Annotated in this window: 23 protein-coding genes; 7 read left to right on the forward strand and 16 right to left on the reverse strand. The window is 62.6% G+C overall.

Translation table 11 applies throughout. The features are described 5' to 3' along the window. Positions 1–38 precede the first annotated feature (38 nt). A complete protein-coding gene (gene pdxR, locus ACP39K_RS05865) occupies positions 39–1505 on the forward strand; it encodes a MocR-like pyridoxine biosynthesis transcription factor PdxR (RefSeq protein WP_497008358.1) in 1467 nt (488 codons plus the stop codon). Here the strand turns inward: pdxR (ACP39K_RS05865) and ACP39K_RS05870 are convergent. Genes ACP39K_RS05870 through ACP39K_RS05885 form a run of 4 tightly spaced genes read right to left on the reverse strand, consistent with a single transcriptional unit; the run spans position 1502 to position 5156 of the window. Next, positions 1502–2002: a protein disulfide oxidoreductase gene (locus ACP39K_RS05870; RefSeq protein ID WP_016926868.1), complete on the reverse strand. Its 501-nt coding sequence runs from the start codon at positions 2000–2002 to the stop codon at positions 1502–1504. The genes pdxR (ACP39K_RS05865) and ACP39K_RS05870 overlap by 4 nt on opposite strands. Then, positions 1995–2711 carry a DsbA family protein gene (locus ACP39K_RS05875; RefSeq protein WP_197818259.1) on the reverse strand — a complete coding sequence of 239 codons (717 nt, stop codon included), beginning with the start codon at positions 2709–2711 and terminating at the stop codon, positions 1995–1997. The genes ACP39K_RS05870 and ACP39K_RS05875 overlap by 8 nt, the downstream gene beginning before the upstream one ends. After that, the gene (locus ACP39K_RS05880) at positions 2708–4744 is read right to left on the reverse strand and encodes a protein-disulfide reductase DsbD family protein (RefSeq protein ID WP_147827606.1); all 2037 of its coding nucleotides are present in this window, start codon (positions 4742–4744) and stop codon (positions 2708–2710) included. Before ACP39K_RS05880 ends, ACP39K_RS05875 begins: the two co-directional genes overlap by 4 nt. Positions 4745–4793: 49 nt before the next feature. After that, complete coding sequence (locus ACP39K_RS05885) at positions 4794–5156, reverse strand: hypothetical protein (protein ID WP_033639760.1); 363 nt, start codon at positions 5154–5156, stop codon at positions 4794–4796. Between the two features lie 205 nt (positions 5157–5361). Between ACP39K_RS05885 and flk the strand changes: the two genes are divergently transcribed. Beyond that, positions 5362–6390 carry a flagella biosynthesis regulator Flk gene (flk, locus tag ACP39K_RS05890; protein WP_049300076.1) on the forward strand — a complete coding sequence of 343 codons (1029 nt, stop codon included), beginning with the start codon at positions 5362–5364 and terminating at the stop codon, positions 6388–6390. 4 nt (positions 6391–6394) lie between these two features. Here the strand turns inward: flk and ACP39K_RS05895 are convergent, their stop codons facing one another. Then, a complete protein-coding gene (locus tag ACP39K_RS05895) occupies positions 6395–6850 on the reverse strand; it encodes a rhodanese-like domain-containing protein (protein WP_049300077.1) in 456 nt (151 codons plus the stop codon). Positions 6851–6943: 93 nt separating this feature from the next. On the opposite strand from ACP39K_RS05895, the gene pdxR (ACP39K_RS05900) reads away from it, so the two are divergent. Then, positions 6944–8377 (forward strand): MocR-like pyridoxine biosynthesis transcription factor PdxR, encoded by a 1434-nt coding sequence (gene pdxR, locus ACP39K_RS05900; RefSeq protein ID WP_072270912.1) that lies wholly within the window; start codon positions 6944–6946, stop codon positions 8375–8377. Between the two features lie 27 nt (positions 8378–8404). Here pdxR (ACP39K_RS05900) and ACP39K_RS05905 read toward each other — a convergent pair whose 3' ends face one another. Continuing rightward, on the reverse strand, positions 8405–9301 hold the full coding sequence (locus tag ACP39K_RS05905) for an endonuclease/exonuclease/phosphatase family protein (protein ID WP_016926861.1): 897 nt from the start codon (positions 9299–9301) through the stop codon (positions 8405–8407). 217 nt (positions 9302–9518) lie between these two features. On the opposite strand from ACP39K_RS05905, the gene pepT reads away from it, so the two are divergent. Next, positions 9519–10766, forward strand: a complete 1248-nt coding sequence (gene pepT, locus ACP39K_RS05910) for a peptidase T (protein WP_048796382.1) — start codon at positions 9519–9521, stop codon at positions 10764–10766. On the opposite strand, the gene ACP39K_RS05915 is transcribed toward pepT, so the two are convergent. Further along, positions 10763–11875 (reverse strand): SLC13 family permease, encoded by a 1113-nt coding sequence (locus ACP39K_RS05915; protein ID WP_016926859.1) that lies wholly within the window; start codon positions 11873–11875, stop codon positions 10763–10765. The genes pepT and ACP39K_RS05915 overlap by 4 nt on opposite strands. A gap of 152 nt (positions 11876–12027) precedes the next feature. Between ACP39K_RS05915 and apbE the strand changes: the two genes are divergently transcribed. After that, positions 12028–13059: an FAD:protein FMN transferase ApbE gene (gene apbE, locus ACP39K_RS05920; protein ID WP_147827604.1), complete on the forward strand. Its 1032-nt coding sequence runs from the start codon at positions 12028–12030 to the stop codon at positions 13057–13059. 52 nt (positions 13060–13111) lie between these two features. On the opposite strand, the gene ACP39K_RS05925 is transcribed toward apbE, so the two are convergent. Both ACP39K_RS05925 and fabB read right to left on the reverse strand, forming a co-directional pair. After that, the gene (locus ACP39K_RS05925) at positions 13112–13333 is read right to left on the reverse strand and encodes a putative periplasmic lipoprotein (RefSeq protein ID WP_004936201.1); all 222 of its coding nucleotides are present in this window, start codon (positions 13331–13333) and stop codon (positions 13112–13114) included. A 212-nt stretch (positions 13334–13545) separates the two neighbouring features. Beyond that, positions 13546–14766: a beta-ketoacyl-ACP synthase I gene (gene fabB / locus ACP39K_RS05930; RefSeq protein WP_016926857.1), complete on the reverse strand. Its 1221-nt coding sequence runs from the start codon at positions 14764–14766 to the stop codon at positions 13546–13548. Positions 14767–14936: 170 nt separating this feature from the next. On the opposite strand from fabB, the gene mnmC reads away from it, so the two are divergent. Further along, positions 14937–16958 (forward strand): bifunctional tRNA (5-methylaminomethyl-2-thiouridine)(34)-methyltransferase MnmC2/FAD-dependent 5-carboxymethylaminomethyl-2-thiouridine(34) oxidoreductase MnmC1, encoded by a 2022-nt coding sequence (gene mnmC / locus ACP39K_RS05935; protein ID WP_497008359.1) that lies wholly within the window; start codon positions 14937–14939, stop codon positions 16956–16958. 41 nt (positions 16959–16999) lie between these two features. Here mnmC and ACP39K_RS05940 read toward each other — a convergent pair whose 3' ends face one another. The 6 genes from ACP39K_RS05940 to prmB all read right to left on the reverse strand — a co-directional run bounded on the left by ACP39K_RS05940 (position 17000) and on the right by prmB (position 21678). Then, positions 17000–17281, reverse strand: a complete 282-nt coding sequence (locus ACP39K_RS05940; protein WP_016926855.1) for a YfcL family protein — start codon at positions 17279–17281, stop codon at positions 17000–17002. Between the two features lie 32 nt (positions 17282–17313). Then, on the reverse strand, positions 17314–17871 hold the full coding sequence (locus tag ACP39K_RS05945; RefSeq protein WP_016926854.1) for an elongation factor P hydroxylase: 558 nt from the start codon (positions 17869–17871) through the stop codon (positions 17314–17316). 80 nt (positions 17872–17951) lie between these two features. Next, positions 17952–18758, reverse strand: a complete 807-nt coding sequence (locus tag ACP39K_RS05950) for a sulfite exporter TauE/SafE family protein (protein WP_016926853.1) — start codon at positions 18756–18758, stop codon at positions 17952–17954. Between the two features lie 3 nt (positions 18759–18761). Continuing rightward, complete coding sequence (gene mepA / locus ACP39K_RS05955) at positions 18762–19589, reverse strand: penicillin-insensitive murein endopeptidase (protein WP_115116697.1); 828 nt, start codon at positions 19587–19589, stop codon at positions 18762–18764. 5 nt (positions 19590–19594) lie between these two features. Then, positions 19595–20680: a chorismate synthase gene (gene aroC, locus ACP39K_RS05960; protein WP_004936219.1), complete on the reverse strand. Its 1086-nt coding sequence runs from the start codon at positions 20678–20680 to the stop codon at positions 19595–19597. A 65-nt stretch (positions 20681–20745) separates the two neighbouring features. Then, positions 20746–21678, reverse strand: coding sequence for a 50S ribosomal protein L3 N(5)-glutamine methyltransferase (gene prmB, locus ACP39K_RS05965; protein ID WP_025160157.1), 933 nt, complete (start codon positions 21676–21678; stop codon positions 20746–20748). Between the two features lie 170 nt (positions 21679–21848). Between prmB and smrB the strand changes: the two genes are divergently transcribed. Further along, positions 21849–22379, forward strand: a complete 531-nt coding sequence (gene smrB / locus ACP39K_RS05970; RefSeq protein WP_004936226.1) for an endonuclease SmrB — start codon at positions 21849–21851, stop codon at positions 22377–22379. A 68-nt stretch (positions 22380–22447) separates the two neighbouring features. Here the strand turns inward: smrB and sixA are convergent, their stop codons facing one another. Further along, positions 22448–22930, reverse strand: a complete 483-nt coding sequence (gene sixA, locus ACP39K_RS05975) for a phosphohistidine phosphatase SixA (RefSeq protein ID WP_004936230.1) — start codon at positions 22928–22930, stop codon at positions 22448–22450. Between the last annotated feature and the right edge of the window lie 283 nt (positions 22931–23213).

Below are 23213 nucleotides of genomic sequence, written 5' to 3' on the forward strand. Positions count from 1 at the left end.
ATAGTGAAAATATCTCTCCCTAACCGGGCCAATTTCGCATGCACATCCCGTTAGATCGCGAGCAGGACGTTCCGCTCTATTTACAGATCGAAGAAGCGCTGCGGCGCGCCATCCTCACCGGCGTGTTCGTCGATGGCGACAAGCTGCCCTCGACGCGCACGCTGGCGACCGAGCTGGCGGTCAGCCGTTTAACGGTGGATAACGCCTACGCCGAGCTGGCGGCCAAGGGCTTTTTGCATCAGCGGCGCGGCAGCGGCGCCTATGTCGCGCACCCGCAGGCGCAAACGCGCCCGGCCCGCCCGACCAGCGACGCCCCTTTCCCGCTGGAGAGCTTCACCACCCTCACCTCGTGTCTGGACGGCTACGCCGACGCCCCGCTGCCGGAGGGGCTGATCAACTTCGCCGCCGGCGTCGGCAGCCCCAAAATATTTCCGCTGGAGGCGTTTCGCAAAGTGCTGCTGTCGGTGCTCAGCCGCCACGCGGAAGAGGCCTTCAGCTACGGCGAATACTGCGGCTACTATCCGCTGCGCGATACGCTGAGCCGCATCCTCAGCGCCCAGGGCATCCCCACGCAGGCGGAACAGGTGCTGATCACCAACGGTTCGCAGCATGCCATCAGTCTGGTGGTGCAAAGCCTGCTGGCGCCGGGTGATACGGTGATCGTCGAAGAGCCGACCTATGCCGAAGCGCTGGGCCTGCTGCGCCAGCACCGCATCAATATCGTCACCGTGCCCGGCGACCGCCACGGCATGCGGGTGGATTTGCTGCCGGAGTTGTTGGAACGCCACCGCCCCAAACTGATCTACACCATCCCCAACTTCCACAACCCGACCGGCCGTTGCCTGAGCGAGACGCGCCGGCGACGTCTGCTGGCGATCGCCCAACAGGCCGGCGTGGTGATCCTGGAAGACGACTTCGTCGGCGATCTGCGTTATCAAGGCAAACAACTGCCGTCGCTGCGCGCGCTGGCGCAGCCGGGCGCGGTGATCTACGTCAGCACCTTCTCCAAAATGCTGCTGCCCAGCATGCGCATCGGCTATCTGGTGGCGGACAGCGAACACTATCAGCGTTTCGCCAGGCTGAAGCACGTCGACAGCTTCACCAGTTCCAGCCTGATCCAGCGGGCGCTGGACGCGTTCGTCACCGTCGGCCGTTACGACAAGCAGCTGCGGCGCGCCGGGCGCGTCTATCGCCTGCATCTGGAAGTGATGATCGACGCGTTGCAACGGCGGCTGCCGCCGGGGTGCCGTTTCGAAACGCCGCAAGGCGGCTTGTTTATCTGGCTGACGCTGCCCGCGACGGTGACCACCGCCGAACTGATGCCGGCGGCCTGGCGGCACGGCGTCACCTTTGCCCGCGGTGAATGCTTCTATGCGCAGGAACAGCTGGGCGCACACGGCCTGCGGCTAAACTTCGCCGCCAACTCGCCGCCGCAGATTGAAGAAGGTATCGCCCGGCTGTGCCGGGCGATTGAGGAAGTGATAGCGGAGAAAAGCGCCGGTTAGACGGCGGCCCACCACAGCCGCAGCTTCATCCCCCAGTAGCTGGTCCAGCCGGTGGTGCTCTGCACCACCTTGCCCTGCGAGATCACCACGAAGGTCGGCGTCACGCCAATCCGCCACTGCGCCGACAGCGCGCCGGCCGGATCGTTGACCACCGGCAGCGCCAGCCGTTTACGCGCCAGCCACTGTTTCACCTGGGTATCGTCGCCCGAGCGCAGCGCGACGGTCAGCACGTTGCCGCCCTCCGCCTGCAAGCGGGCGACGTCCGGCGTGGTGAAACGGCAAACGCCGCACCAGCTGGCCCAAAAGTAAACCAGCAGCGGCCGCTCATGGCTAAGCTGCGCCAACGACACGCGCTCGCCGTCCAGCGAGGTCAGCGTCTGGGCATCGAAGGCCGGCGGCGCCTGCGGCGCGTTCAGCCAATCCATCACCGTGACCACCGCCAATGCGATCAGCGCCAGCAGCAGCAACTCGCGCCCCCAGCGCTTGAGCTTAGCCATTGTTGGCCTTCGCCAGCTGCTGCTTCACCATCGTTTCCAGCTCTTCATACGACACCGCCCCCGGCAGCATCCGATCGCCGATCAGCGTCGCCGGCGTTCCTTGTACGCCCAGTTGCTCCGCCAACGCCATATTGCTGCGCAGCGTGGTCATGCTCTGTTCACTCGGCTCCACCGCCTTGACGCCGGTTTTCTCCTGCGCGGCGGCGATGCTGGCATTGTCGTGGAAGCCCTTTTTCGCCATCAGCCGCTGATGTAAGGCCCAGAATTGCTCCGGGTGCTGCTGCCAGGCAGTGAGCGCCACGCGCGCCGAGCTGACCGAACTTTCGCCCTTGAACGGCAGCAGCTTCACCACCAGCGCCACGTCCGGGTATTGCTTGACGATCTTCTCCAGCATCGGATCAAAACGCTTGCAGTACGGGCAGTTATAGTCGGTAAAGGTCACCAGCGTCAGTTTGGCGTTGGCGGCGCCCAGGCGCGGGCTGGCCGGATCCTGGTACAGCGTTTTGGCGTTCTGCTTGATAGCCTGGCTGATTTGCTCGCCGGCGGTTTGCTGCTGCCAGGCGTCCACCGCCTGCGCCAGAATGTCCGGGTTGGACACCAGCGTTTCGCGGATCATCTCTTTGATACGCGCCTCTTGTGCCGGGGTGAAAGGCTCGGCGGCCCACGCTGGGGCGGCGATGATCATCAGTAAAATCAGTAGTTTTTTCATTGTTCGGTTCCTTTGGCATGGGAAAGCGTTTGCAGCACAGCGTCACGGGTCAACAGCGGGGATAACACCTCGCCGTCCGGGCTGCCGGGGCCATAGACTTGGTTGAAAGGCACGGCGACGCTGCCGCGCCTTTGCAGGAAGGCGCTGATGTCGGCCGACGGGCGGCTCCAGTCGCCGCGCAGCGCGACCACATCATCGGCGCTCAATGCCCGCTGTATGTCATCGCGCAGCAGCACATTGAATTTGTTGGCTTTGCAGGTCACGCACCAGTCGGCGGTCACGTCGACGAACACCCGCTTATGCTGCGCCAGCGCCTCGGCGATCGCCTGTTCGCTCAGCGGTTGCCACTGCACCCGATCCTGCAAGGGTTGACGCCACAGACCGGCGGTCAGCGAGCCGGCCAGCAAGGCCGCGCCCGCCAGCACCAACGTGCCCGCCGCCAGCTTGGCCGCCAGCCGTGCCCCCTGCTGGCGCCACACCGCCAGCAGTAATGCCAGCAGCGCCAGCGCCCCCAGCCACAGCGTGGCCTGCGCGCCGATATGATTGCTCAGCAGGCTCAGCAACCACAGCGACGACGCCAGCATCAGCAATCCCATCGCCAGCTTGACGGTATTCATCCAGCGGCCGGGGCGCGGCAATCGCAGCGCCAGCGACGGCCAGGCGGCTATCAGCAGCCACGGCAGACTCATGCCGATGCCGAGCGCGATGAACATGCCCCACAGCACCGGCAGCGACGCCGCCAGCGCGAAGGCCACCGCCGTGCCGAGAAACGGCGCCGAGCACGGCGTCGCCAGCAGCGTAGCGAACGCGCCCTGCCAGAAATGGCCGCTCAGACCGCGCCCGTTATGGGTCGCCAGCGAGGTATTCAGATCGGATGAGAGGCGCAGATGGAACAGGCCGAACAGGTTGGCGCTGAACAGCAGCGTCACCAGCACCATAAAGCCGATAAACCACGGATTCTGGAACTGAATGCCCCAGCCGAGCGCGTGGTTGCCGAGCCGCAGCAGCGTCATCAGCAGGGCCAACGCCATAAACGAGGCGACGATGCCCAGCGACGACGCCAGAAACTGCAGACGAACGCTGCGCCGATCGCGCCGCTCCACCTGCAGGATGGAGCCGAGTTTGATGCCCAACACCGGCAGGACGCACGGCATCAGATTGAGGATCAACCCGCCCGCCAGCGCCATCAATACCGCCTGCCATAACGGGAACGCCGCACCGGCGGGCGCGGCCAGCGGCTCGCCAATCGGCAGCGTAATCTGCTGCGCCATGCCGCCGTCGTCGATCACCAACGTCAGCGTTTTGCCGCGCAGATCCGGCGCCGCATCGCCCCAGCCATCGCTGACCGGCACTCGCGCCAACAGCTGAGCGCCGTCGGTCTCGACCTGCGGCTTGCCGAGATCGGCATCCGCCAGGGTATCGAAGAACAGCGCAGGCTGTTGCCAGCCGGCGGCGCGTTCGGCGGAAATCTGCAGCTCGCCGCTGCGATACCCGGCCTTGACGCTTTCCGCCAACCCGGCGGCGATCGGCACCTGCCCCATTGCCTGCGCGAAGTCATGGTTAAACTGCGGATCGTTCGGCGTGGTCAGATCCAGACTGAACGGGTAGTCGGTCAGAATGCAGACGTTGCTGCAGGTGGACAGCGTCAGCGTACCCGCCAGCGGGCCGGATACCTGGCCTGACATCACGATCGGCAGCGTGACCCGATCGTGATAGCCCTGGGTGGAAATGCCGGCCACCTCGAAACGCTGCGGCGTCGGCCAGTGCCAGGTCGCCGGCGGCGGGTTACCCTGCCAGACGATAGCCGGCGCGATGCCGCCTTCGCCTGGAGAGCGCCAGTAGGTTTTCCAGCCTTTTTGCAGCTCGACCGACAGCAGCAGACGGGTCTCTCCCGGCTGTGACGTGTCGGCGCGCAGCCGCACCTTGGCATGATCGTTGGCCGGGTTTTGCAGCCAGCCGCTGTCCGCCGCCTGCAAGGCAGGCAGCCACAGCATAAACAGGCAAGCGCAGGCCAGCCTGATAATTTTCAACATGTTAATTCTCCATAAATGATTAATTCACCGCGAAAAACGGGCGATTAACTCATTCACGGAAGACGCATAATCGAAGGTGCACCCTGAGGGTGGGCGGTGAAATGGCGCGGGGAGGAGGAATGCGCAGACGCGCGGCAATGGTCGGCGCCAACAGCGCCAGCAGCAGACCCAGCCCGAACAGCACGGTTTCGAACATTACCGGCGGCGCGGCCAGCAATGATTTGGCGCTCAGTTCACAAGGCGTCGGCTGCGCTTCGGCGGCGGCGTCGCTGGATTGCACGGCAGTGGCGGCCGGGATCCCCAGCGTTTGCTGCAGCGCATGCAGGCCCGCCATGCGCTGGGTCATGCACGTCAGCACCACCAGGCAAGCCAGGCATAAAAACCATTTTGCAATCCGCTGCCGTTTAACCATGCCATCCTCATGTTCAGATCTGGGGTTATCTTAGCGACGCAGACGCGTTTAGCAACGTTTTGTCGGTAAAGAAATGTCTGAGCGGCGGTATTGATGGCGGCGATTTACAGGTATCATAGACGGTAAGCCTGCGCTTTTCGCCGGGTACGATGACGATTCTCTCCTCCAGGCACACTGCGGGGATACACAGCGAAGGACTGGTGATATGCAACCTTTGAGTGGGCCGGGCACCCCAATCGCCGGCGAACGCCCCCCCTCCCCGGGCAAAACGGCGGCCACTGACGATCAACCCCTCTCTCCGGCGCAGCGCACGACGCTGGAAAAACTGATCGTGAAAATCATGACGCTCAGCCCGGCCAAATCGGCGGAGATCTGGGCGTCTCTGCGTCACGATCTCGGCGCCGACAAAGGCGGCGAACTGCTGGCGCGCCATTTTCAACCGGCGGAACAGCTGCTGCAAACGCGCCTGACTCAGGCGCAACAAAACCATGCCGGGCGCCAACTGCTGCAACAGCTGGCCGAATTGCTGCCGCAGGGCAATAACCGCCAGGCGGTCAGCGACTTTATTCGCCAGCAGTTCGGCCATACGGTGTTGAGCCAGCTGAGCCCACCGCAATTGCAGCAGGTGCTGAATCTGTTGCAGACCGGCGGCCTGACCATTCCCCAGCCGCAGCAAACCGCCACCAGCGATCGCCCGCTGCTGCCCGCAGAGCATCAAAGCCTGCAGCAGCAGATCACCAAACTCAGCGCCGCGACCGGCGAAGCGCCGGCTAAAATCTGGCAAACGCTGTTCGATCTGGCGGGCGTGAAAACCAACGATCCGCTGCCGGCGCGCCACTTCCAGCTGCTGAACCAGTTTTTACAGGTGAAGGTGGCGCTCAGCCCGCAGAACGCGCCGACGCTGAACAACCTGCTGGCGGCGCTCAAACAGCCGGCGGATGAGCAAGAACTGCAGCAGATGAACGACTATTGCCAGGCGCGCTTCAACTGCGGCGCCAATGCACCGCTGACGCACCCGCAAATGAGCGACGCCATTCATCAGCTGTTTGCCCGCCGTCTGGATAAAGCCGGCCAGGCGCAGCCGATCGCCAGCCACCCTGTCGAACCGCAGCCGCTGCTCAACCCGCTGATCGCCGCTCTGCCTCTGCCGCTGCAGAAAGCGCTCAGCAAGCCGGCCGTGGCGCTGATCCTGTTGCTGTTGGCGTTGGCGGTCGTGCTGGCGCTGGTGTTTTAACGCCTCAGGCGCAGCCGCAGTCCTCAGCAGCCGCCCGATCGCGCAGCGATCCCGGCTGTTCTCCGATGGCCAATGGATGGCCATCGCGCAGCCAGAAGTCCAGCCCGCCGATCAACTCCTTCACCCTGAATCCCAGTTTCGCCAGCTTGTAAGCGCCTTTGGTGGATCCGTTGCAGCCAATGCCGTCGCAGTAGGTCACATACACCTTTTGACGATCCAGATGCGCCGTGCCGGCTTCATCCATCAGGCGATGCGGCAAGCTGAAAGCGCCGGGAATATGCCCGGCGGCGTACAGCGCCTCCGCGCGGGTATCGATCACCACTATCCCGTCCACGCCATTGCGCAGATCTTCCGCCACATCCCAGGCATCCGCATAGCGGCTCAGTTTGGCCGCCAGGTAGGCCAAACTCTCTTCCGGCGCCGCCGGCGGAAAAGCCAGCACCAATGATTCTTTCGACATATCACTTACTCCCGTGCATCAAGACAGATGACAATAGTGCCCCATTTTGGTCTTATGATTGATACCCATTATCCACAGATGATAAGACCCATTATGCGGCACACGCTGATCACGCTGTTTCAGCAATCGCCCCAGGCCGTCGGCACACTGCGCGATCGTTTGTGCGCGGCATTGCGGCAAGCCATCCACCACGGCGCATTGAGCATTGGGCAACGCCTGCCCTCCAGCCGAGTGCTGGCTGGGGATCTGAGCCTCTCAAGGGTGACCGTCGAAGCAGCCTACGGCCAGTTGGAGGCGGAAGGATATTTGCAGCGCCGCGTCGGCCAGGGCACCTTTGTGGCGATTACCATCGCCAAATCACCGCCGCCGGCAGCCGGCTCCGGCTTGCCGCGCCTTTCGCAGCGCGGCCAACAGATCGTGCAAACCGGCGGCTGCCGCGATCCGCAGCAGCCACAGGCGTTTGCCGCCGGCTCGCCGGATCTGCGCGCGTTTCCGCTGGCCTTGTGGAAGCAGCTGACCGCGCAGCGCCTGCGGCTACAGGGGGAAAGCCTGCTGCGCTACGGCGACCCGCAGGGCTATTTGCCGCTGCGTGAAGCGATTGCCGCCCACGTCAACCAAACGCGCGGCGTAATCTGCGATGCAAACCAGGTTATCGTGCTGACCAGTTCGCAGCAGGCGCTGCAGCTGATCGCCACGTTGCTGCTGGACAGCGGCGACAGCGTCTGGATGGAAGAACCGGGTTACGCCGGGGCGAGAAACGCCTTTATCAGCGCCGGCGCCGCCCTGACGCCGGTGGCGGTAGACGGCGACGGCCTGCGCGCTGAGCCCTCCTTGCCCGAGCCGCGTTTGATTTATCTGACGCCCTCGCACCAATACCCAACCGGCGCAGCGCTCAGCCTGGCGCGCCGATTGGCATTGCTGACGCTGGCGGAAAGGCAGCAGGCCTGGATCATTGAGGACGATTACGACAGCGAGTTTCATTACGACGGCCTGCCGATACCAGCGATGCAGGGCCTGGATCGCCGTGGCCGGGTACTGTACCTCGGCACCTTCTCCAAATCGCTGTTCCCTTCGTTGCGGTTGGCGTACCTGATCGTACCGCCCACGCTGGTTGAAGCGTTCGTCACCGCGCGCACGGTGTATGACGGCCACAGCGCGCAGCTGATGCAGGCGGTCACCGCCGAATTCATCCGCCAGGGGCACTTCGCCGCGCATATCCGCTACATGCGCCAACTCTACCATAGCCGGCGCGATGTGTTGCTGGCGGCAGTGCGCGAAAAACTCGGCCACTTCGCCACACCCGCTCCCGCCGCCGGCGGCCTGCAGCTCAGCGTCTGGCTGCCGCCCGGCCAGGAGGCGGCGCTCAGCCGGCAGGCGCGGCGGCTCGGCGTCCTTACGCCCGGGTTAACTGCGCAATACCAAACGGTTCAGGCCCAGCGCGACGGATGGCTGCTGGGCTTTTCGGCCCTGACGCCGGGCGAGATCCGCAGCGCCGTCGAGCGGCTGGCGCGGATCGCCGCGGCTTAGCCCTGCCCCGGAGAGACGCCGGCCAGCTTATTGCTCGGTCAGGCGCATCTCCGCCACCAGCGGCAGGTGATCGCTCACCGCCGGCCAGTGCACGCCGTTCCAATCGCCGCTGGCGTTCGGCACCGTCAGGCTGTCCAGATGCCAACGCTGCGCATTGCCGCTAAAGATGTAATCCACCTTGATTTCGGCGTTTTCCGCCGGCCAGCTGCGGCCGTCCTGCCCGTTGGGCATGATATCGTTCCAATAGCGGCTCAGCTCCAGCCAGGTAACGCTGCCCGGCACGTCGTTCATGTCGCCGAACAGCAGTTTGATGCCGCGCACTTCGATGGTGCGATCGTTCAGCTCCCGTACCTGATCCAGACGCATCGTCGGATCTTCCTTGGTATCGAGGTGGGTGTTGAACAGGGTGATCGGCGTCGGGAACTCCGGCACATCGACCTTGGCGCTGAAGGCGATGCGCTGCTCGCGCTGGCCGGACGGCAACGGATAGATCACGGCGTCGTGCAGCGGATACTTCGAGAGAAACGCCAGGCCGTATTCACCGCCGTCGAAATCGATCGCCCGGCCGAACACCGCCTGCATGCCGGTCAGCTTCGCCAGTTCCGCCGCCTGATCGACCCGCCCGCTACGGGCGGTGAGTTTATCCACCTCCTGCAGCGCCACCACGTCGACGTTCATCGCGCGAATCGCCTTGGCGATGGCGGTCATGTCGCTGACCTTGCCGGCGGCGATATTGAAGCTGGCGACGCGGATCTTCGGCGCCTGTTCCAGTTCGTAGGTTTTGTTCTTCAGGCCGCCCAACGCGCTGGCCACCTCGCGGCTGTTGGCGTTGCTGTTGGCGTGCCCGGTATCGGCAGACGACCAGGCGCTGTGAGAGATACCCAGGGACAGTAAGGTGATAAGCAGAGCGTGACCGGTGTGCATGAATTCTCCTTGAGGGACAGATAAGTGTTATGTGGGCGCATCCCGGCCCACAGCTAACACCGATTTTGCCGCAGAAACCTGCGACTATTTCCTAGTTGCACCGCTATTTTTCGTTTCTGCGCGATACTTCGCATTCTGGCGGTTTACGCATTGCACCGTTGGACAAACGGCTGATTTCGTTTTAAAACCGGTAGATTGCCAACCGCGAGGAGTTCCAATGACCAGCCCGATTGCCGAACAGCTTACCGAACGTTTCTTCCGCTATCTGGCGGTGACCAGCCAGAGTAACGCCGCCGCAGCCACCCTGCCCAGCACGCCGGGGCAGCATGAGATGGCGCAACTGTTGGCGGACGAGCTGAGCCGGCTCGGCCTGGCCGACGTGCAAATCGACGAGCACGCCACCGTGACCGCGCGCAAGCCCGGCACCCAACCCGGCGCGCCGCGCATCGGCTTCATCACGCATATCGACACCGTGGACGTTGGCCTCTCGCCCGAGATTCGCCCGCAGCGCCTGCGCTTCACCGGCGAAGATTTATGTCTGAACGCCGAGCAAGACATCTGGCTGCGGGTCGCCGAGCATCCGGAGATCCTGCCCTACCGGAACGAAGAGATCCTGTTCAGCGACGGCACCAGCGTGCTGGGTGCCGACAATAAGGCGGCGGTCACCGTGGTGATGACGCTGCTGGCCAACCTGACCGCGGCCGATCGCCACGGCGATATCGTGGTGGCGTTCGTGCCGGACGAAGAAATCGGCCTGCGCGGCGCCAAGGCGCTGGATCTGCAGCGCTTCCCCGTCGATTTCGCCTACACCATCGACTGCTGCGAACTGGGTGAAGTGGTATACGAGAATTTCAACGCGGCGGCGGCGGAGATCCGCATCGAGGGAGTGACCGCCCACCCGATGTCGGCGAAAAACGTGTTAATCAACCCAATACGCATCGCCAACGACATCATAAACCGATTCGACGTGCAGGATACCCCGGAGCACACCGAGGGGCGCGAGGGTTATTTCTGGTTCACCGATCTGGCCGCCAACGCCAATCAGGCGACGCTGAAGGTGTCGATTCGCGACTTCGATCGCGCGGCGTTCGAGACGCGCAAGGCCCGCCTTGAGGAGACGGTGCGCCAGGTGGCGGCCAACTATCCGCGCGCCAACGTCAGCTGCAGCGTCAGCGACATCTACAGCAACATCAGCAACGCCATCGGCGAGGACCGGCGCGCTATCGATCTGATCTTCGGCGCCCTCGCCGCCCACGGCATCCCGCCGAAGGTGATCCCGATGCGCGGCGGCACCGACGGCGCGGCGCTCTCCAGCCGCGGCATCCTGACGCCCAATTACTTCACCGGCGCGCATAACTTCCACTCGCGCTTCGAGTTTTTACCCGTCAGCGCCTTCGTGAAATCCTATCAGGTGACCCGCAGCATTTGCCTGCTGGCCGCGCGGCAAAGCGGCCAACCGGCTTAGCTCATCACCCAACCGAGCAACGCGGCCCATACCAACAACGGCAGCGAATAATAGTGGAAGCGCAACCAGATCATGCGCTCCCCCGCCATGCGCAGCGCAATCAGGTTGGCGAGCGATCCGATCGCCAACCCGAAGCCGCCGGCGTTGACCGCATAGGCCAGCTGAGCGCTGGAAGGCACATAGTTGAGCAACAGTATGGTGGCCGGCACGTTGCTGACGATCTGCGACAGCCCAACGCCCAACGCATACACGCCGCCCTCGCTCAGCCCGGCGATGGCGGCGAACGCCGGCTGAAGCGGCGGCAAACGGGTAAACAGGCCGACATCGATGAACATGGCGGCGAACACGAAAATCAGGCTCCAGTCGATCTGCAACAGCACCCGGCGCGCCAGCAGCAAGAAACCGGCGAACACCGCCAACAGCCCATACAACGGCAGATCGAAATCGAGACTCAGCAGGAAAACCGCATACAGCCCTACGCAGCTCAGCAACAGCGGCCGCTGGTAGGGATACCCCTCGGTATTCGGCGCTTTCACAATGTCGCGCGCCGGGAAGCTTAACCAGGTCAGCGCCAGCAAGCTCAACATCATTGCGGCGCCAAACGGCGCCATCTGGCCGATGAAACCGAGGAAAGAGAGGCCGGAGCGGCTCCACAGCAGGATATTTTGCGGGTTGCCGATCGGCGTCAGCAACGAACCGGCGTTCACCGCCAGCGCCTGGAAGATGATCAAGCGGCCAACCGGCAGCGCCGACAGCTTTTTCAGCGTGATGGTGAGCGGAATGACGATAAACAGCGCCACATCGTTGGTAAGAAACGACGACAGCAGCGCGGCGGAAAACACCAGGAACAGCGCCAGCCGCCGTTCGCTGAGCAAGCGGTTGATAATCTTGCGGCCGACAAAATCGAAGTAACCGCTGACCTCCACGCCTTTGGTCAGTAGCATCAGCCCCAACAGGGTGATGAGGGTACGGCCGTCGATAAAACCACCCAGCGCTGTCAGCGGTTGCGGATGAAAAGCGAACATCGCCACGCCGGCCAGCAGCAATGCATGCAAGAAGCGATCTTTGATAAAGGGGTGGATAAGCCGAGAAATGGCGGTTGAACTCATGGTGGCTGCGTGAACCTCACCGAAAAGAATGGGCAGACGTTAGCTCAGACGCGGCTTCAGTGCCAGCAAAATGCTATTTTACCTTTATCCGCTTTTCATTTGCCGCGCTTTACTTTATTTGTAGCGGCTTTCTCGTTTTCAAAGGACATGTTATGGCTTCCCTGTTCGCCAAAGGGGCGTTGCTGAGCGCCTTATGCGCCCTGCTCGCCGCCTGCGACGATGCCTCCTCCCGCCCGCAAATCGATATCGACGGCAAGACCATGGGCACCTTCTACAGCGTTAAGGTCAGCGGTGACGTCGCGATCGGCAAACAAGAGCTGCAGCGGCAGATCGACACGGTGCTCGAACGGGCCAACGACGATATCTCTACCTACCGCGCCGATTCGGTGCTGTCTCGGTTTAACCGCAGCGCCAGCCTCGGGCCGCAGCCGATCCCGCGCGGCATGGCGGACATCGTGTTGATGGCTCAACGCATCGGCCGCGATACCGGCGGCGCCATGGATATCACCGTCGGCCCGCTGGTGAACCTGTGGGGATTCGGCCCAGACAAACATCCGGTCAAGGTGCCGGAACAGGCGCAGATCGACGCGGCGAAGCAGCGCACCGGCCTGCAGCACCTGAAGCTGATCAGCGACAACCGCGGGGAGTGGCTGCAAAAAGATCTGCCGGACATGTATGTCGATCTCTCGACGCTGGGCGAAGGCTATGGCGCGGATGAGTTGGTGCGCCTGATGAACCGCAACGGCATTACCAACTACCTGGTATCGGTCGGCGGCGCGGTCTCTTCGCGCGGCGTCAACGGCCAGGGCAAACCCTGGCGGGTGGCGATCCAAAAGCCGACCGATCGTGAAAATGCGGTGCAGGCGCTGGTTGATCTGCACGGTTACGGCATCAGCACCGCCGGCAGCTACCGCAACTACTTTGAACAAAACGGCCAGCGCTACTCCCATGTCATCGATCCGACCACCGGCAGGCCGATCAACCACCGGCTGGTTTCCGCCACGGTGATCGCCCCGACCGCGCTTGAGGCCGACGGCTGGGATACCGGTCTGATGGTGCTGGGCACGGAGAAAGCGTTGCAGCTCGCGGAAGAGAAAGGGCTGGCGGTCTACCTGATCAGTAAAACCGACGACGGTTTCAGCGCCGTGATGACGCCGCAGTTCAAAGCGTTTTTGGTGCAGTGAGATAAAAAAAGCCCGGCACGCCATGGCCGGGCTTAGTCCTGTTCCGCGCCGATCACTTGGTCAGCGCGATGATGCCGAGGGTCAGACCGGCAACCGCCGCCGCGCCGCCGGCGATCGCGCCCGCGGTTTCCCAGTTATCCTGAGTGGTGCCCTTCATGCAGGTGTTGGTATGCACCAGACGCCCCTGGTCATCGTAGACCGGCACGCAGGGAGAATCGGTGGCGCATCCGGCCAACACGGCCGACAGTAACCCAACCGCAATTAACTTTTTCATACTTCTTGCCTCAATGTTCGATCACTTTATAAAGCTACGCCGAGCGATAATCACGCTACCAGGCTATTGTATGCCCAACGCGTGTAATGGCGAGGTAATGATGTGTCAGGGGATGTGATTTGGGAAAACTCCGAGCGCTCGGCAAGTGGGCTTTGAGCAATAAAAAGCCCGCGAAAACGCGGGCTTGATGGCGAGGTGAGGCTCAGGCGGGATTATTTCGCCAGTTTGCGCATCACCAGGGTGGCGTTGGTGCCGCCGAAGCCGAAGCTGTTGGACATCACGGTGGTCAGCTCGCGCTGAGTCGGCTGAGTCACGATGTTCATGCCAGCCGCCTGCTCATCCAGCGTTTCGATGTTGATGCTCGGTGCGATAAAGCCGTGCTCCAGCATCAACAGGCTGTAGATCGCTTCCTGCACGCCCGCGGCGCCCAGCGAGTGACCGGTCATCGCCTTGGTGGAGGAGATAGCCGGGGTATTGTCGCCGAATACTTCGCGAATGGCGCCCAGTTCTTTCACGTCGCCCACCGGTGTGGAGGTGCCGTGCACGTTGATGTAGTCGATCGGCGCGTCCAGATCCTGCATCGCCATCTTCATGCAGCGCACTGCGCCTTCGCCCGAAGGCGCAACCATGTCGGCACCGTCGGAAGTCGCGCCGTAGCCGACGATTTCTGCGTAGATATGTGCACCGCGCGCCAGCGCGTGCTCCAGTTCTTCAACCACCACCATGCCGCCGCCGCCGGCGATGACGAAACCGTCACGATCGGCGTCGTAGGTGCGGGAGGCTTTTTCCGGCGTGTCGTTGTACTTGGTGGACAGCGCGCCCATCGCATCGAACTCGCAGGCCATTTCCCAGCACAGCTCTTCGCCGCCGCCGGCGAACACGATGTCCTGTTTGCCCAGCTGGATTTGCTCAACCGCGTTGCCGATGCAGTGTGCGGAGGTCGCGCAAGCGGAGCTGATGGAGTAGTTCACGCCGTGGATTTTGAATGGCGTCGCCAGGCAGGCGGAAACGCCGGAAGCCATGGCTTTGGTGACCACGTACGGGCCAACCGCTTTCAAGCCGCGCGGGCTGCGCATCGCATCGGCGCCGAACACCTGGAAGCGCGGAGAACCGCCGCCGGAACCGGCGATCAGGCCTACGCGCGGGTTGTTTTGATACTCTTCTTCCTTCAGGCCGGAAGACGCGATCGCTTCTTGCATCGCCAGGAAGGCATAAATGGAAGCGTCGCTCATGAAACGCACCGCCTTGCGGTCGATCAGGCCGGTCGTGTCGAGCTTAACTTGCCCCCATACGTGACTACGCATGCCGGAATCTTTCAGCTCCTGGGAGAAAGTGATCCCAGAACGTCCTTCCTGCAGGCTTGCCAGGACCTCCTGCTGGTTATTACCAATGCTGGAGACAACTCCCAGGCCAGTAATCACTGCACGTTTCATTCAATACCTCTTCCACTATTAACCTACGGGATTTTGCATCGCACTTTAGCGTACAGATGTAAGCCGAACAAGTCCGATCAGCGTTTTTCAGCTTTATTGTTGTCCAGTTTGCGCCGGGGCGCCAGCGCCGTTAGAATTCGCGGCATCCCTTGAATTTCGAGCCATTGACCGTGAACCACGCCCCCATCCAAACCGCAACGCTAACCTGGAACGAACAGGGTACACCTGTTTCGAAACAGTTTGATGACGTCTATTTTTCCAATCAGGATGGGCTGGAAGAAACCCGTTATGTCTTCCTGCACGGCAATCGGCTGCCGCAGCGTTTCGCCATCCACCCGCGCTCGCTGTTTGTCGTGGCGGAAACCGGGTTTGGCACCGGGCTCAATTTCCTCACGCTGTGGCAGGCCTTCGCCGGCTTTCGCCAGGCCGAGCCGGACGCAACGCTGCAGCGCCTGCACTTTATCAGCTTCGAAAAATTCCCCCTGCAGCAGGCTGACCTGGCGGCGGCGCATGCGCGCTGGCCGGAGCTGGCGCCTTACGCCGACGAACTGCGCGCCCAATGGCCGCTGCCGTTGCCGGGTTGCCATCGCCTGCTGTTAGACGAAGGCCGCATTACGCTCGATCTGTGGTTCGGCGACGTCAACGATCTGCTGCCGCAGTTTGACGCCAGCATGAATAACCAGGTGGATGCCTGGTTCCTCGACGGCTTCGCGCCGGCAAAGAATCCCGACATGTGGACCGATCAACTGTTCGCCGCCATGGCGCGTTTCGCCCGGCCGGGAGGCAGCTTCGCCACCTTTACCGCCGCCGGCTTCGTGCGCCGCGGCTTGCAACAGGCCGGTTTTCAGGTCAACCGCTGCAAAGGCTTCGGCCAAAAGCGTGAGATGCTCGCCGGCGAGCTCCCAGCCGATGCGCAGCCCGCCGCACACCCAGCGCCCTGGTATCGACGCCCGGCGGCGGACAACACCGCCGACATCGCCCTGATCGGCGGCGGCGTCGCCAGCGCGCTCACTGCGCTGGCCTTGCTGCGGCGCGGCGCCACCGTCACGCTGTACTGCGCCGATGAACAGGCGGCCGAAGGCGCATCCGGCAACCGCCAGGGCGCGATTTATCCTTTGTTGAACGGCAGCGGCGACGCGCTGGAGAGTTTCTTCAGCGCCGCGTTTCCCTTCGCCCGCCGCCAATACGACGCCCTGTTGCAACAAGGCGTCGCCTTCGATCACCAGTGGTGCGGCGTCAGCCAGTTGGCCTATGACGAAAAGAGCAGCGCCAAGATCGCCAATATGCTGAAAACCGACTGGCCGCAGGCCTTGGCGATGGCGGCCGACCGCGAGACGCTCAGCGAACGCTGCGGCGTCGATACCGGCTTTGGCGGCATCACCTACCCGCTAGGCGGCTGGCTGTGCCCGGCCGAGCTGACGCGCGGCGCTATCGCGCTGGCGCAGCGCCAGGGCTTGGTCTGCCGCTACCGGCACGATGCAAAGATGCTGACGCAGGAAGAAAACGGCTGGCGCATCGATTTCGCCAACGGCGACTGCCGGCGCCATGCGACGGTGATCCTGGCCAACGGCCATCGGTTGGCCGAGCTGGCGCCGACGGAAGCCCTGCCGCTGTATTCGGTACGCGGGCAGGTGTCGCATATCCCGACCTCGCCGGCCCTCGGTCAACTGAAGCAGGTCTTGTGCTACGACGGCTACCTGACGCCGATTAATGCCAACAACGGCCAGCACTGCATTGGCGCCAGCTATCAGCGCGGCGACATCGCCACCGACTACCGCGAGCAGGAGCAACAGGAAAACCGCGAGCGCCTGCTGCGTTGCCTGCCGGAGCAGGCCTGGCCGCAGCAGGTGGACGTCAGCGCACGCCAGGCGCGCTGCGGCGTGCGCAGCGCCACCCGCGATCATCTGCCGATGGTCGGCGCGCTGCCGGACTATCAGGCCACGCTGACGCAGTATCAGGATTTGCAGCGGCAAAATCAGCGCGGCGAAACCGTCGCCGATGCGCCGGTCTATCCCGGCCTGTTCGCTATCGGCGGGTTAGGCTCGCGCGGCTTGTGTTCGGCGCCGTTGGCGGCGGAAATTTTGGCGGCGCAGCTGTTCGGCGAGCCGTTGCCGGGCGATGCGCGCCTGCTGGCGGCGTTGAATCCGAATCGGATGTGGGTGCGGAAATTACTGAAGGGACGTGCGGTTTAATCAACCCGGAGGGGCGCGGCGATCGCGCCCCGGCATGGCGGTCAGGCGGCAGGGGTGGCAGCCTGATAGAGGTTTTCCCACATGCCGCGCACCAGGATCTGATCCGGCGGCGAAAGTTCACCGGCGGCGATCGCCTTGTGCAGGCTCTCCTCCACCCGCGCTTTCAGCGCTTCAGCGGTGTGTTCGCCCTGCTCTTCCGCTTCGGCCACCGCCAGCGTCAGATGACCGCGCAGGTAGCCACCGGCAAACAGTTCATCATCGCTGGCGTGCTCTACCATGTCATCAATCAGCGCCAAAATGCGCGCTTCAAATTCTGCGATCATCAAATTTCCTCATTAAATAACGGACTGTGGCGTCAGTTGAGATCTTCCGGGTACGGAAAATGCTCGGCCGCCAACGGTGGCGTATTGTAGAACGATTGCAGCGCCTGAATAAAGCGCGCAGGCCTTGTGGGTATTCCCTGCTCCAGCAGCGTCAATACCCGGTCGCGCACCTTGCGTTGGAACGCAATGCGATCCGGCTCGCAGTCGCCATTCAGGTTGTCGCAGCTGACGTTAAACGGGAAACCGGCCGCCACGCAGAACATCCATTCCAGCGCCTGCGGTTTTATCTCCACGGCTTCGAATTCGCTCTGGGTCTGCGCGTCGCGCCCGTCCGGGCAATACCAATAACCGAAGTCCACCAATTGACGGCGCGCTTCACCGGCGATGCACCAGTGCGAGATTTCGTGCAGGCCGCTGGCGTAGAAACCGTGGGCGAACACGATGCGGTGATACGGCAGTTCATCGTCGGCCGGCAGGTAAATGGGTTCGTCGTCGCCCTTCACCAGGCGAGTGTTGTAGTCATCGCTGAAGCAGCGATTGAAGATCTCGATCAGCTGTTCATAGCGATGACGGGTCTGCGTGTCTGACATAAAAACTCTATAACCACAAAAATAAAGAGGCCATTATACCCGATAAGACAGGGCGCGTAAGCAGCGCCCCCTTTTCATCTTTAACCGTGCATCAAGGCGGTCAACCACTGCTGAATTTCCGCGCCGTGATTGTCGTACAGCAGCTTGAGGCTCATCACCAGCGAGACGATCACGATCATCGGCCGAATCAATTTCTGGCCGCGGGTCAGCACCATGTGCGCGCCCAAACGCGCCCCCAGCACCTGCCCCACCAACATCACCAGACCGATGCTCCACACCACCTTGCCGCCGATGATGAACAGCGCCAGCCCGCCGACGTTGGAGGTAAAGTTCAGCACCTTGGCGTGCGCCGTGGACTTGGCGAGGTTGAAACCGCACAGCGTCACGTAGGCCAGCGCGTAGAATGACCCGGCGCCGGGGCCGAAAAAGCCGTCGTAAAACCCGACGCAACCGCCGGCCACCAGCCCGAACGGCAAGGCCCCGAGACGGCGTTGACGATCTTCCTCACCCAGTCGCGGCATCAACAAGAAATAGAGACCGATGCCGATCACCAGCAGCGGCAACATCTGCCGCAGCAAATCGGCGCGCATATGCTGCACCAAAATGGCGCCGGCGATCGAGCCGATCAGCGTCAGAAAAATCGTCAGCTTCTGGTCGTTGAGATTCACCGCTCGCCGACGAATGAAGTACAGACTGGCGGAGAAGGAGCCGCCGACCGACTGCAACTTATTGGTCGCCAGCGCCTGCGCCGGAGGAACCCCCACTGCCAGCAAGGCCGGCACCGTCAGTAATCCGCCGCCGCCGGCGATGGAGTCGATAAACCCCGCCAGCAGCGCTACCGCAAACAACACCCCGAGCATCTCGGGGCCAATGACGAACCAGTCCATGTGTTATTCCGCTGAGAAATGGTGATCCAGCAATGCCTGACAGGTCGGCGGTAACGGCGGCGGCACGGGTTTGCCCGGCTTCGCGTTCGGCTGATGCGGTACGAACCAGCTCGCCAGTTCGGCGCCGCAGCCGTCGCCCGGCGGCGGCGTATCCTGCTCCTGGCACTCCAGGCTGCCGGCCGGACAACGCAGGCGCACGTGCATGTGCGCACGGTGGCCGAACCACGGCCGCACCTTGTGCAACCAGGCTCGATCGGCGCCGGCATCCAGGCACAGGCGCTGCTTGATCGCCGGATTGACGAAGATGCGCGTCACCTCCGCATCCTGTGCCGCCAGCTTAATCAGCGACTCAATTTGCGGTTGCCATTGGCGCGCCACCACCTGCTTGCCGTCGCCCGACACCAGGTCGATCGGCTGCGGCTTCAGCAATTGCTGCGCGCTCCAGCGTTGGCGCGGCAACTGCAGCCAGATGTCAACATCGAGCCCCGACTGGTGGCTGGCGTGGCCGCTGCTGAAGCGCCCGCCGGCCGGCATCGCCATGTCGCCGATCAGCACCGTGCCCAGCGCTTTCTGATTCGCCTGGCTGCTGAGACGCTGAATGAACGCCAGCAGATCCGGGTGGCCGAAATAGCGGCGCTGGTCGGTACGCATCACCTGGTAGTTCGGTGAGTTCAGCGGCAGCGGCTGCGCGCCGATGACGCAACCGTTGGCGAAACCGCCCACCGCCTGCGGCGCGCCGGCCACCGGATGGTCGATTTTCTGCCACGGCGTCAGCGCCATGGCGGAAGCGGAGGCCGTCAGGACCAGCAAGCCCAACATCCAGTTTTTCATGGCGATTACCAGCGCGGCACGTCGGAAACCACATCACCGTTTTGCGCACGCTGGCGCAGCAGGTGATCCATCAACACGATCGCCATCATCGCTTCGGCGATCGGCACGGCGCGGATGCCCACGCACGGATCGTGGCGACCGCGGGTCACCATTTCCACCGCTTCGCCCTGGCGATTGATGGTGCGCCCCGGCACCATGATGCTGGAGGTCGGTTTCAGCGCCAGATGCGCGATCACCGGTTGGCCGCTGCTGATGCCGCCGAGAATGCCGCCAGCATGGTTGCTCTGGAAGCCTTCCGGGGTGATTTCATCGCGGTTTTCGCTGCCGCGTTTGGTCACCACGGCGAACCCGTCGCCGATCTCCACGCCTTTCACCGCGTTGATGCTCATCAGCGCATGCGCCAGATCGGCGTCGAGGCGGTCAAACACCGGCTCACCCAAGCCAACCGGCACGTTTTCAGCGATCACGCTGACCTTGGCGCCGATGGAGTCGCCCTCTTTTTTCAGCGCGCGCATCAGTTCGTCCAGCGCTTCCAGCTTGTCCGGATCCGGGCAGAAGAACGGGTTCTGCTCGACCTGATCCCAGTCTTTCAGCTCACAGGTCACGTCGCCGATCTGCGCCAGATAGCCGCGCACCTGCACGCCGAACTTCTGCTGCAGGTATTTCTTGGCGATAGCGCCCGCCGCGACGCGCATGGCGGTTTCACGCGCCGAAGAGCGGCCGCCGCCGCGATAGTCGCGCAGACCGTATTTCTGTTCGTAGGTGTAGTCGGCATGCCCCGGACGGAACACGTCTTTGATGGCGCTGTAGTCTTGCGAGCGCTGATCGGTGTTTTCAATGATCAGACCGATGCTGGTGCCGGTGGTCACGCCTTCGAATACGCCGGAGAGAATGCGCACCTGATCCGGTTCGCGACGCTGGGTGGTGTAACGCGAGGTGCCCGGACGACGGCGGTCCAGATCGTGTTGCAAATCGGCTTCGGTAAGCGGGATGCCTGGCGGCACGCCGTCGACGATACAACCCAGCGCCACCCCGTGAGATTCACCGAAGGTGGTGACGCGGAAAATCTGCCCAATACTGTTTCCTGCCATCACGGCTCCTTACCGTTAGTCTTTTATCGTTATGAGGCCCGCCATACGGGCCTTGGAAATGCGGCTTAGCTGCGATAGAGGCTGAAGTGATCCTTGCAATCCACCAGCTGCTGTTTGGTCAGCATGAACACGCCGTCGCCACCGTTTTCGAACTCCAGCCAGGTGAACGGAATGTCCGGATATTGTTCCATCAGATGTACCATGCTGTTGCCCACTTCACAAATCAGCACGCCGTCGTCGGTCAGGTAGTCCGGCGCGCAGGCCAGAATGCGGCGCACCAGCTTCAGGCCGTCGCTGCCCGCCGCCAGGCCCAGTTCCGGCTCGAAGCGGAACTCCTGCGGCAGATCCGACATGTCTTCCGCATCGACGTACGGCGGGTTGGTGACGATCAGATCGTACTGGATCGCGGGAACGTCGCGGAACAGATCGGAACGGATCGGGATCACCTGATGTTCGACGCCGTGCGCCTGAATATTGCGCTCGGTTACCGCCAGCACTTCGCTGGAGATGTCCACCGCGTCCACTTCCGCTTCCGGGAAAGCGTAGCCGCAGGCGATGGCGATGCAGCCGCTGCCGGTGCACATGTCGAGGATATGGCGCGGCGGGTGCGGGATCAGCGCGCTGAAACGATCGTTGATCAGCTCGCCGATCGGCGAACGCGGCACCAGCACGCGCTCGTCGACGTAGAATTCCATGCCGCAGAACCAGGCCTTGTTGGTCAGGTAAGCGACCGGGATGCGTTCGTTGACGCGGCGGATCACGCGCTCAACGATGCGATGGCGCTCGCTGGAAGTCAGACGGGCGGTGTGCATGTCCTCCGGAATGTCCAACGGCAGGAACAGGCTTGGCAGCACCAATTGCACCGCTTCGTCCCACGGATTATCGGTTCCGTGACCATAATAGATATTGGCGGCGTTGAAGCGGCTTACCGTCCAGCGCAGCATATCTTGAATGGTGTGCAGTTCGTTCACTGCTTCGTCGACGAAAATTTTGTCCAATTTGCCCTCCGGCAGGCGCTGTGTTTCATGATTTAGCCGCATAGTTTGCCATGAAGCCCGCGACAAATCACGCTTGCCCCTCGCGCTTTTCACTCTGGCCCGAGTTTTGCGTCGACAGCGCTCATTCACAAGGTAAACTAGCGAAATAAACGATTTCCGGTGAATGAAGCATGAAGAACAAGCCCCCTCTGAGCAAAGACGAACAACAGCTCTTCAGAGAGTCGGTGGCGGGCGCGAAAAAGCTGCGCCAGGACACCATCGTCCACCGCCCGCCGAAGCCCAAGGTCAAACAGATTGCGCCGCAGCGATTGCTGCAGGAGCAGGTCGATGCCAGCTATTATTTTTCAGATGAATACCAGCCGCAGTTGGAAGAGGAAGGCCCGACGCGCTACGTGCGCCCCGGCAGCAGCCCGTATGAGCTGAAGAAGCTGCGACGCGGCGATTATTCGCCGGAACTGTTTCTTGATTTGCACGGCCTGACCCAGCTGCAGGCCAAGCAGGAGCTGGGGGCGCTGATCGCCGCCTGCAAACGCGAGCACGTGCACTGCGCCTGCGTGATGCACGGGCACGGCAAGCACATCCTCAAACAGCAAACGCCGCTGTGGCTGGCGCAGCATCCCGACGTGCTGGCGTTCCACCAGGCGCCGAAGGAATGGGGCGGCAACGCCGCCATCCTGCTATTGGTGGAACTGGCCGAGTAGTTCCTGCAAAAACGACTCAGGGCGATGTCAGACATCGCCCTGAGTTTATTCCGCACCGCATCCGCGGTTCACACTTTGGCCATCACCTGCGACGGGCTGACCTGCCATTCAAACTTGCCGTAGCTGCCGTCGGCCGGCAGATCGACGTTGGCAATCGCCGAGGTCGCGAACATCGGCGGGCACTCGCCCGGGCACAGTTCAGCCACCAGATACCCCACCAGCGGCAGGTGCGACACGATCAGCACCGAGCTCACCCCTTGCATCGCCAGCGCCTGCAGATAGCTGCCGACCTGTTCGGCGTTGCCGCCCGGCGTCAGCTCGGGCAGCACTTCTTCGCCCTCCGGCAGCGTCAAGGCTTCACGCACCGTCGCCAGCGTCTGTTCGGCCCGCAGATAGGGGCTGACCAGCACGCGTTCAATATCCACAGACTTGGTGTTCAACCAGGCCGCCATCTGACGGGACTCGTCGCGGCCGCACAGGGTAAGGGGCCTTACCGCATCGCTGGCTGCCTCGAGCGCCGCCTCTCCGTGACGCATAATCAAAACTTGCATATTGCACCGCTGTTGTTGACAAAGTAACGCTATACAGAAACGCCGTGCGTGCTGTACCGCCGAGTTTTCCAACCCAAAGCCAAAGCTTTAAAACGATAACGCGCCGTCTCTTTATGGCGGCCGGGCATTTTGCCTGAAAGTTTGCCTAAAGAAAATGCTGTTTTTTACAGCAACCCTCCCCGGGCAAACCTCGATTGCTCACAGAACAATCAATTCAACGGGTTAAATTTTAACCTTGCCGCCATGAAATTTATTGATGACGGTCAAGCTAACTTACCGCTGC

The sequence above is a fragment of the Serratia sp. EC4 genome (assembly GCF_059652115.1).

Bases quoted from the DNA above. Each gene is read 5' to 3' on its own strand.
- pdxR (WP_497008358.1), top strand. From the start codon at position 39: ATGCACATCCCGTTAGATCGCGAGCAGGACGTTCCGCTCTATTTACAG.
- ACP39K_RS05870 (WP_016926868.1), bottom strand. From the start codon at position 2,002: ATGGCTAAGCTCAAGCGCTGGGGGCGCGAGTTGCTGCTGCTGGCGCTG.
- ACP39K_RS05875 (WP_197818259.1), bottom strand. From the start codon at position 2,711: ATGAAAAAACTACTGATTTTACTGATGATCATCGCCGCCCCAGCGTGG.
- ACP39K_RS05880 (WP_147827606.1), bottom strand. From the start codon at position 4,744: ATGTTGAAAATTATCAGGCTGGCCTGCGCTTGCCTGTTTATGCTGTGG.
- ACP39K_RS05885 (WP_033639760.1), bottom strand. From the start codon at position 5,156: ATGGTTAAACGGCAGCGGATTGCAAAATGGTTTTTATGCCTGGCTTGC.
- flk (WP_049300076.1), top strand. From the start codon at position 5,362: ATGCAACCTTTGAGTGGGCCGGGCACCCCAATCGCCGGCGAACGCCCC.
- ACP39K_RS05895 (WP_049300077.1), bottom strand. From the start codon at position 6,850: ATGTCGAAAGAATCATTGGTGCTGGCTTTTCCGCCGGCGGCGCCGGAA.
- pdxR (WP_072270912.1), top strand. From the start codon at position 6,944: ATGCGGCACACGCTGATCACGCTGTTTCAGCAATCGCCCCAGGCCGTC.
- ACP39K_RS05905 (WP_016926861.1), bottom strand. From the start codon at position 9,301: ATGCACACCGGTCACGCTCTGCTTATCACCTTACTGTCCCTGGGTATC.
- pepT (WP_048796382.1), top strand. From the start codon at position 9,519: ATGACCAGCCCGATTGCCGAACAGCTTACCGAACGTTTCTTCCGCTAT.
- ACP39K_RS05915 (WP_016926859.1), bottom strand. From the start codon at position 11,875: ATGAGTTCAACCGCCATTTCTCGGCTTATCCACCCCTTTATCAAAGAT.
- apbE (WP_147827604.1), top strand. From the start codon at position 12,028: ATGGCTTCCCTGTTCGCCAAAGGGGCGTTGCTGAGCGCCTTATGCGCC.
- ACP39K_RS05925 (WP_004936201.1), bottom strand. From the start codon at position 13,333: ATGAAAAAGTTAATTGCGGTTGGGTTACTGTCGGCCGTGTTGGCCGGA.
- fabB (WP_016926857.1), bottom strand. From the start codon at position 14,766: ATGAAACGTGCAGTGATTACTGGCCTGGGAGTTGTCTCCAGCATTGGT.
- ACP39K_RS05940 (WP_016926855.1), bottom strand. From the start codon at position 17,281: ATGATCGCAGAATTTGAAGCGCGCATTTTGGCGCTGATTGATGACATG.
- ACP39K_RS05945 (WP_016926854.1), bottom strand. From the start codon at position 17,871: ATGTCAGACACGCAGACCCGTCATCGCTATGAACAGCTGATCGAGATC.
- ACP39K_RS05950 (WP_016926853.1), bottom strand. From the start codon at position 18,758: ATGGACTGGTTCGTCATTGGCCCCGAGATGCTCGGGGTGTTGTTTGCG.
- mepA (WP_115116697.1), bottom strand. From the start codon at position 19,589: ATGAAAAACTGGATGTTGGGCTTGCTGGTCCTGACGGCCTCCGCTTCC.
- aroC (WP_004936219.1), bottom strand. From the start codon at position 20,680: ATGGCAGGAAACAGTATTGGGCAGATTTTCCGCGTCACCACCTTCGGT.
- smrB (WP_004936226.1), top strand. From the start codon at position 21,849: ATGAAGAACAAGCCCCCTCTGAGCAAAGACGAACAACAGCTCTTCAGA.
- sixA (WP_004936230.1), bottom strand. From the start codon at position 22,930: ATGCAAGTTTTGATTATGCGTCACGGAGAGGCGGCGCTCGAGGCAGCC.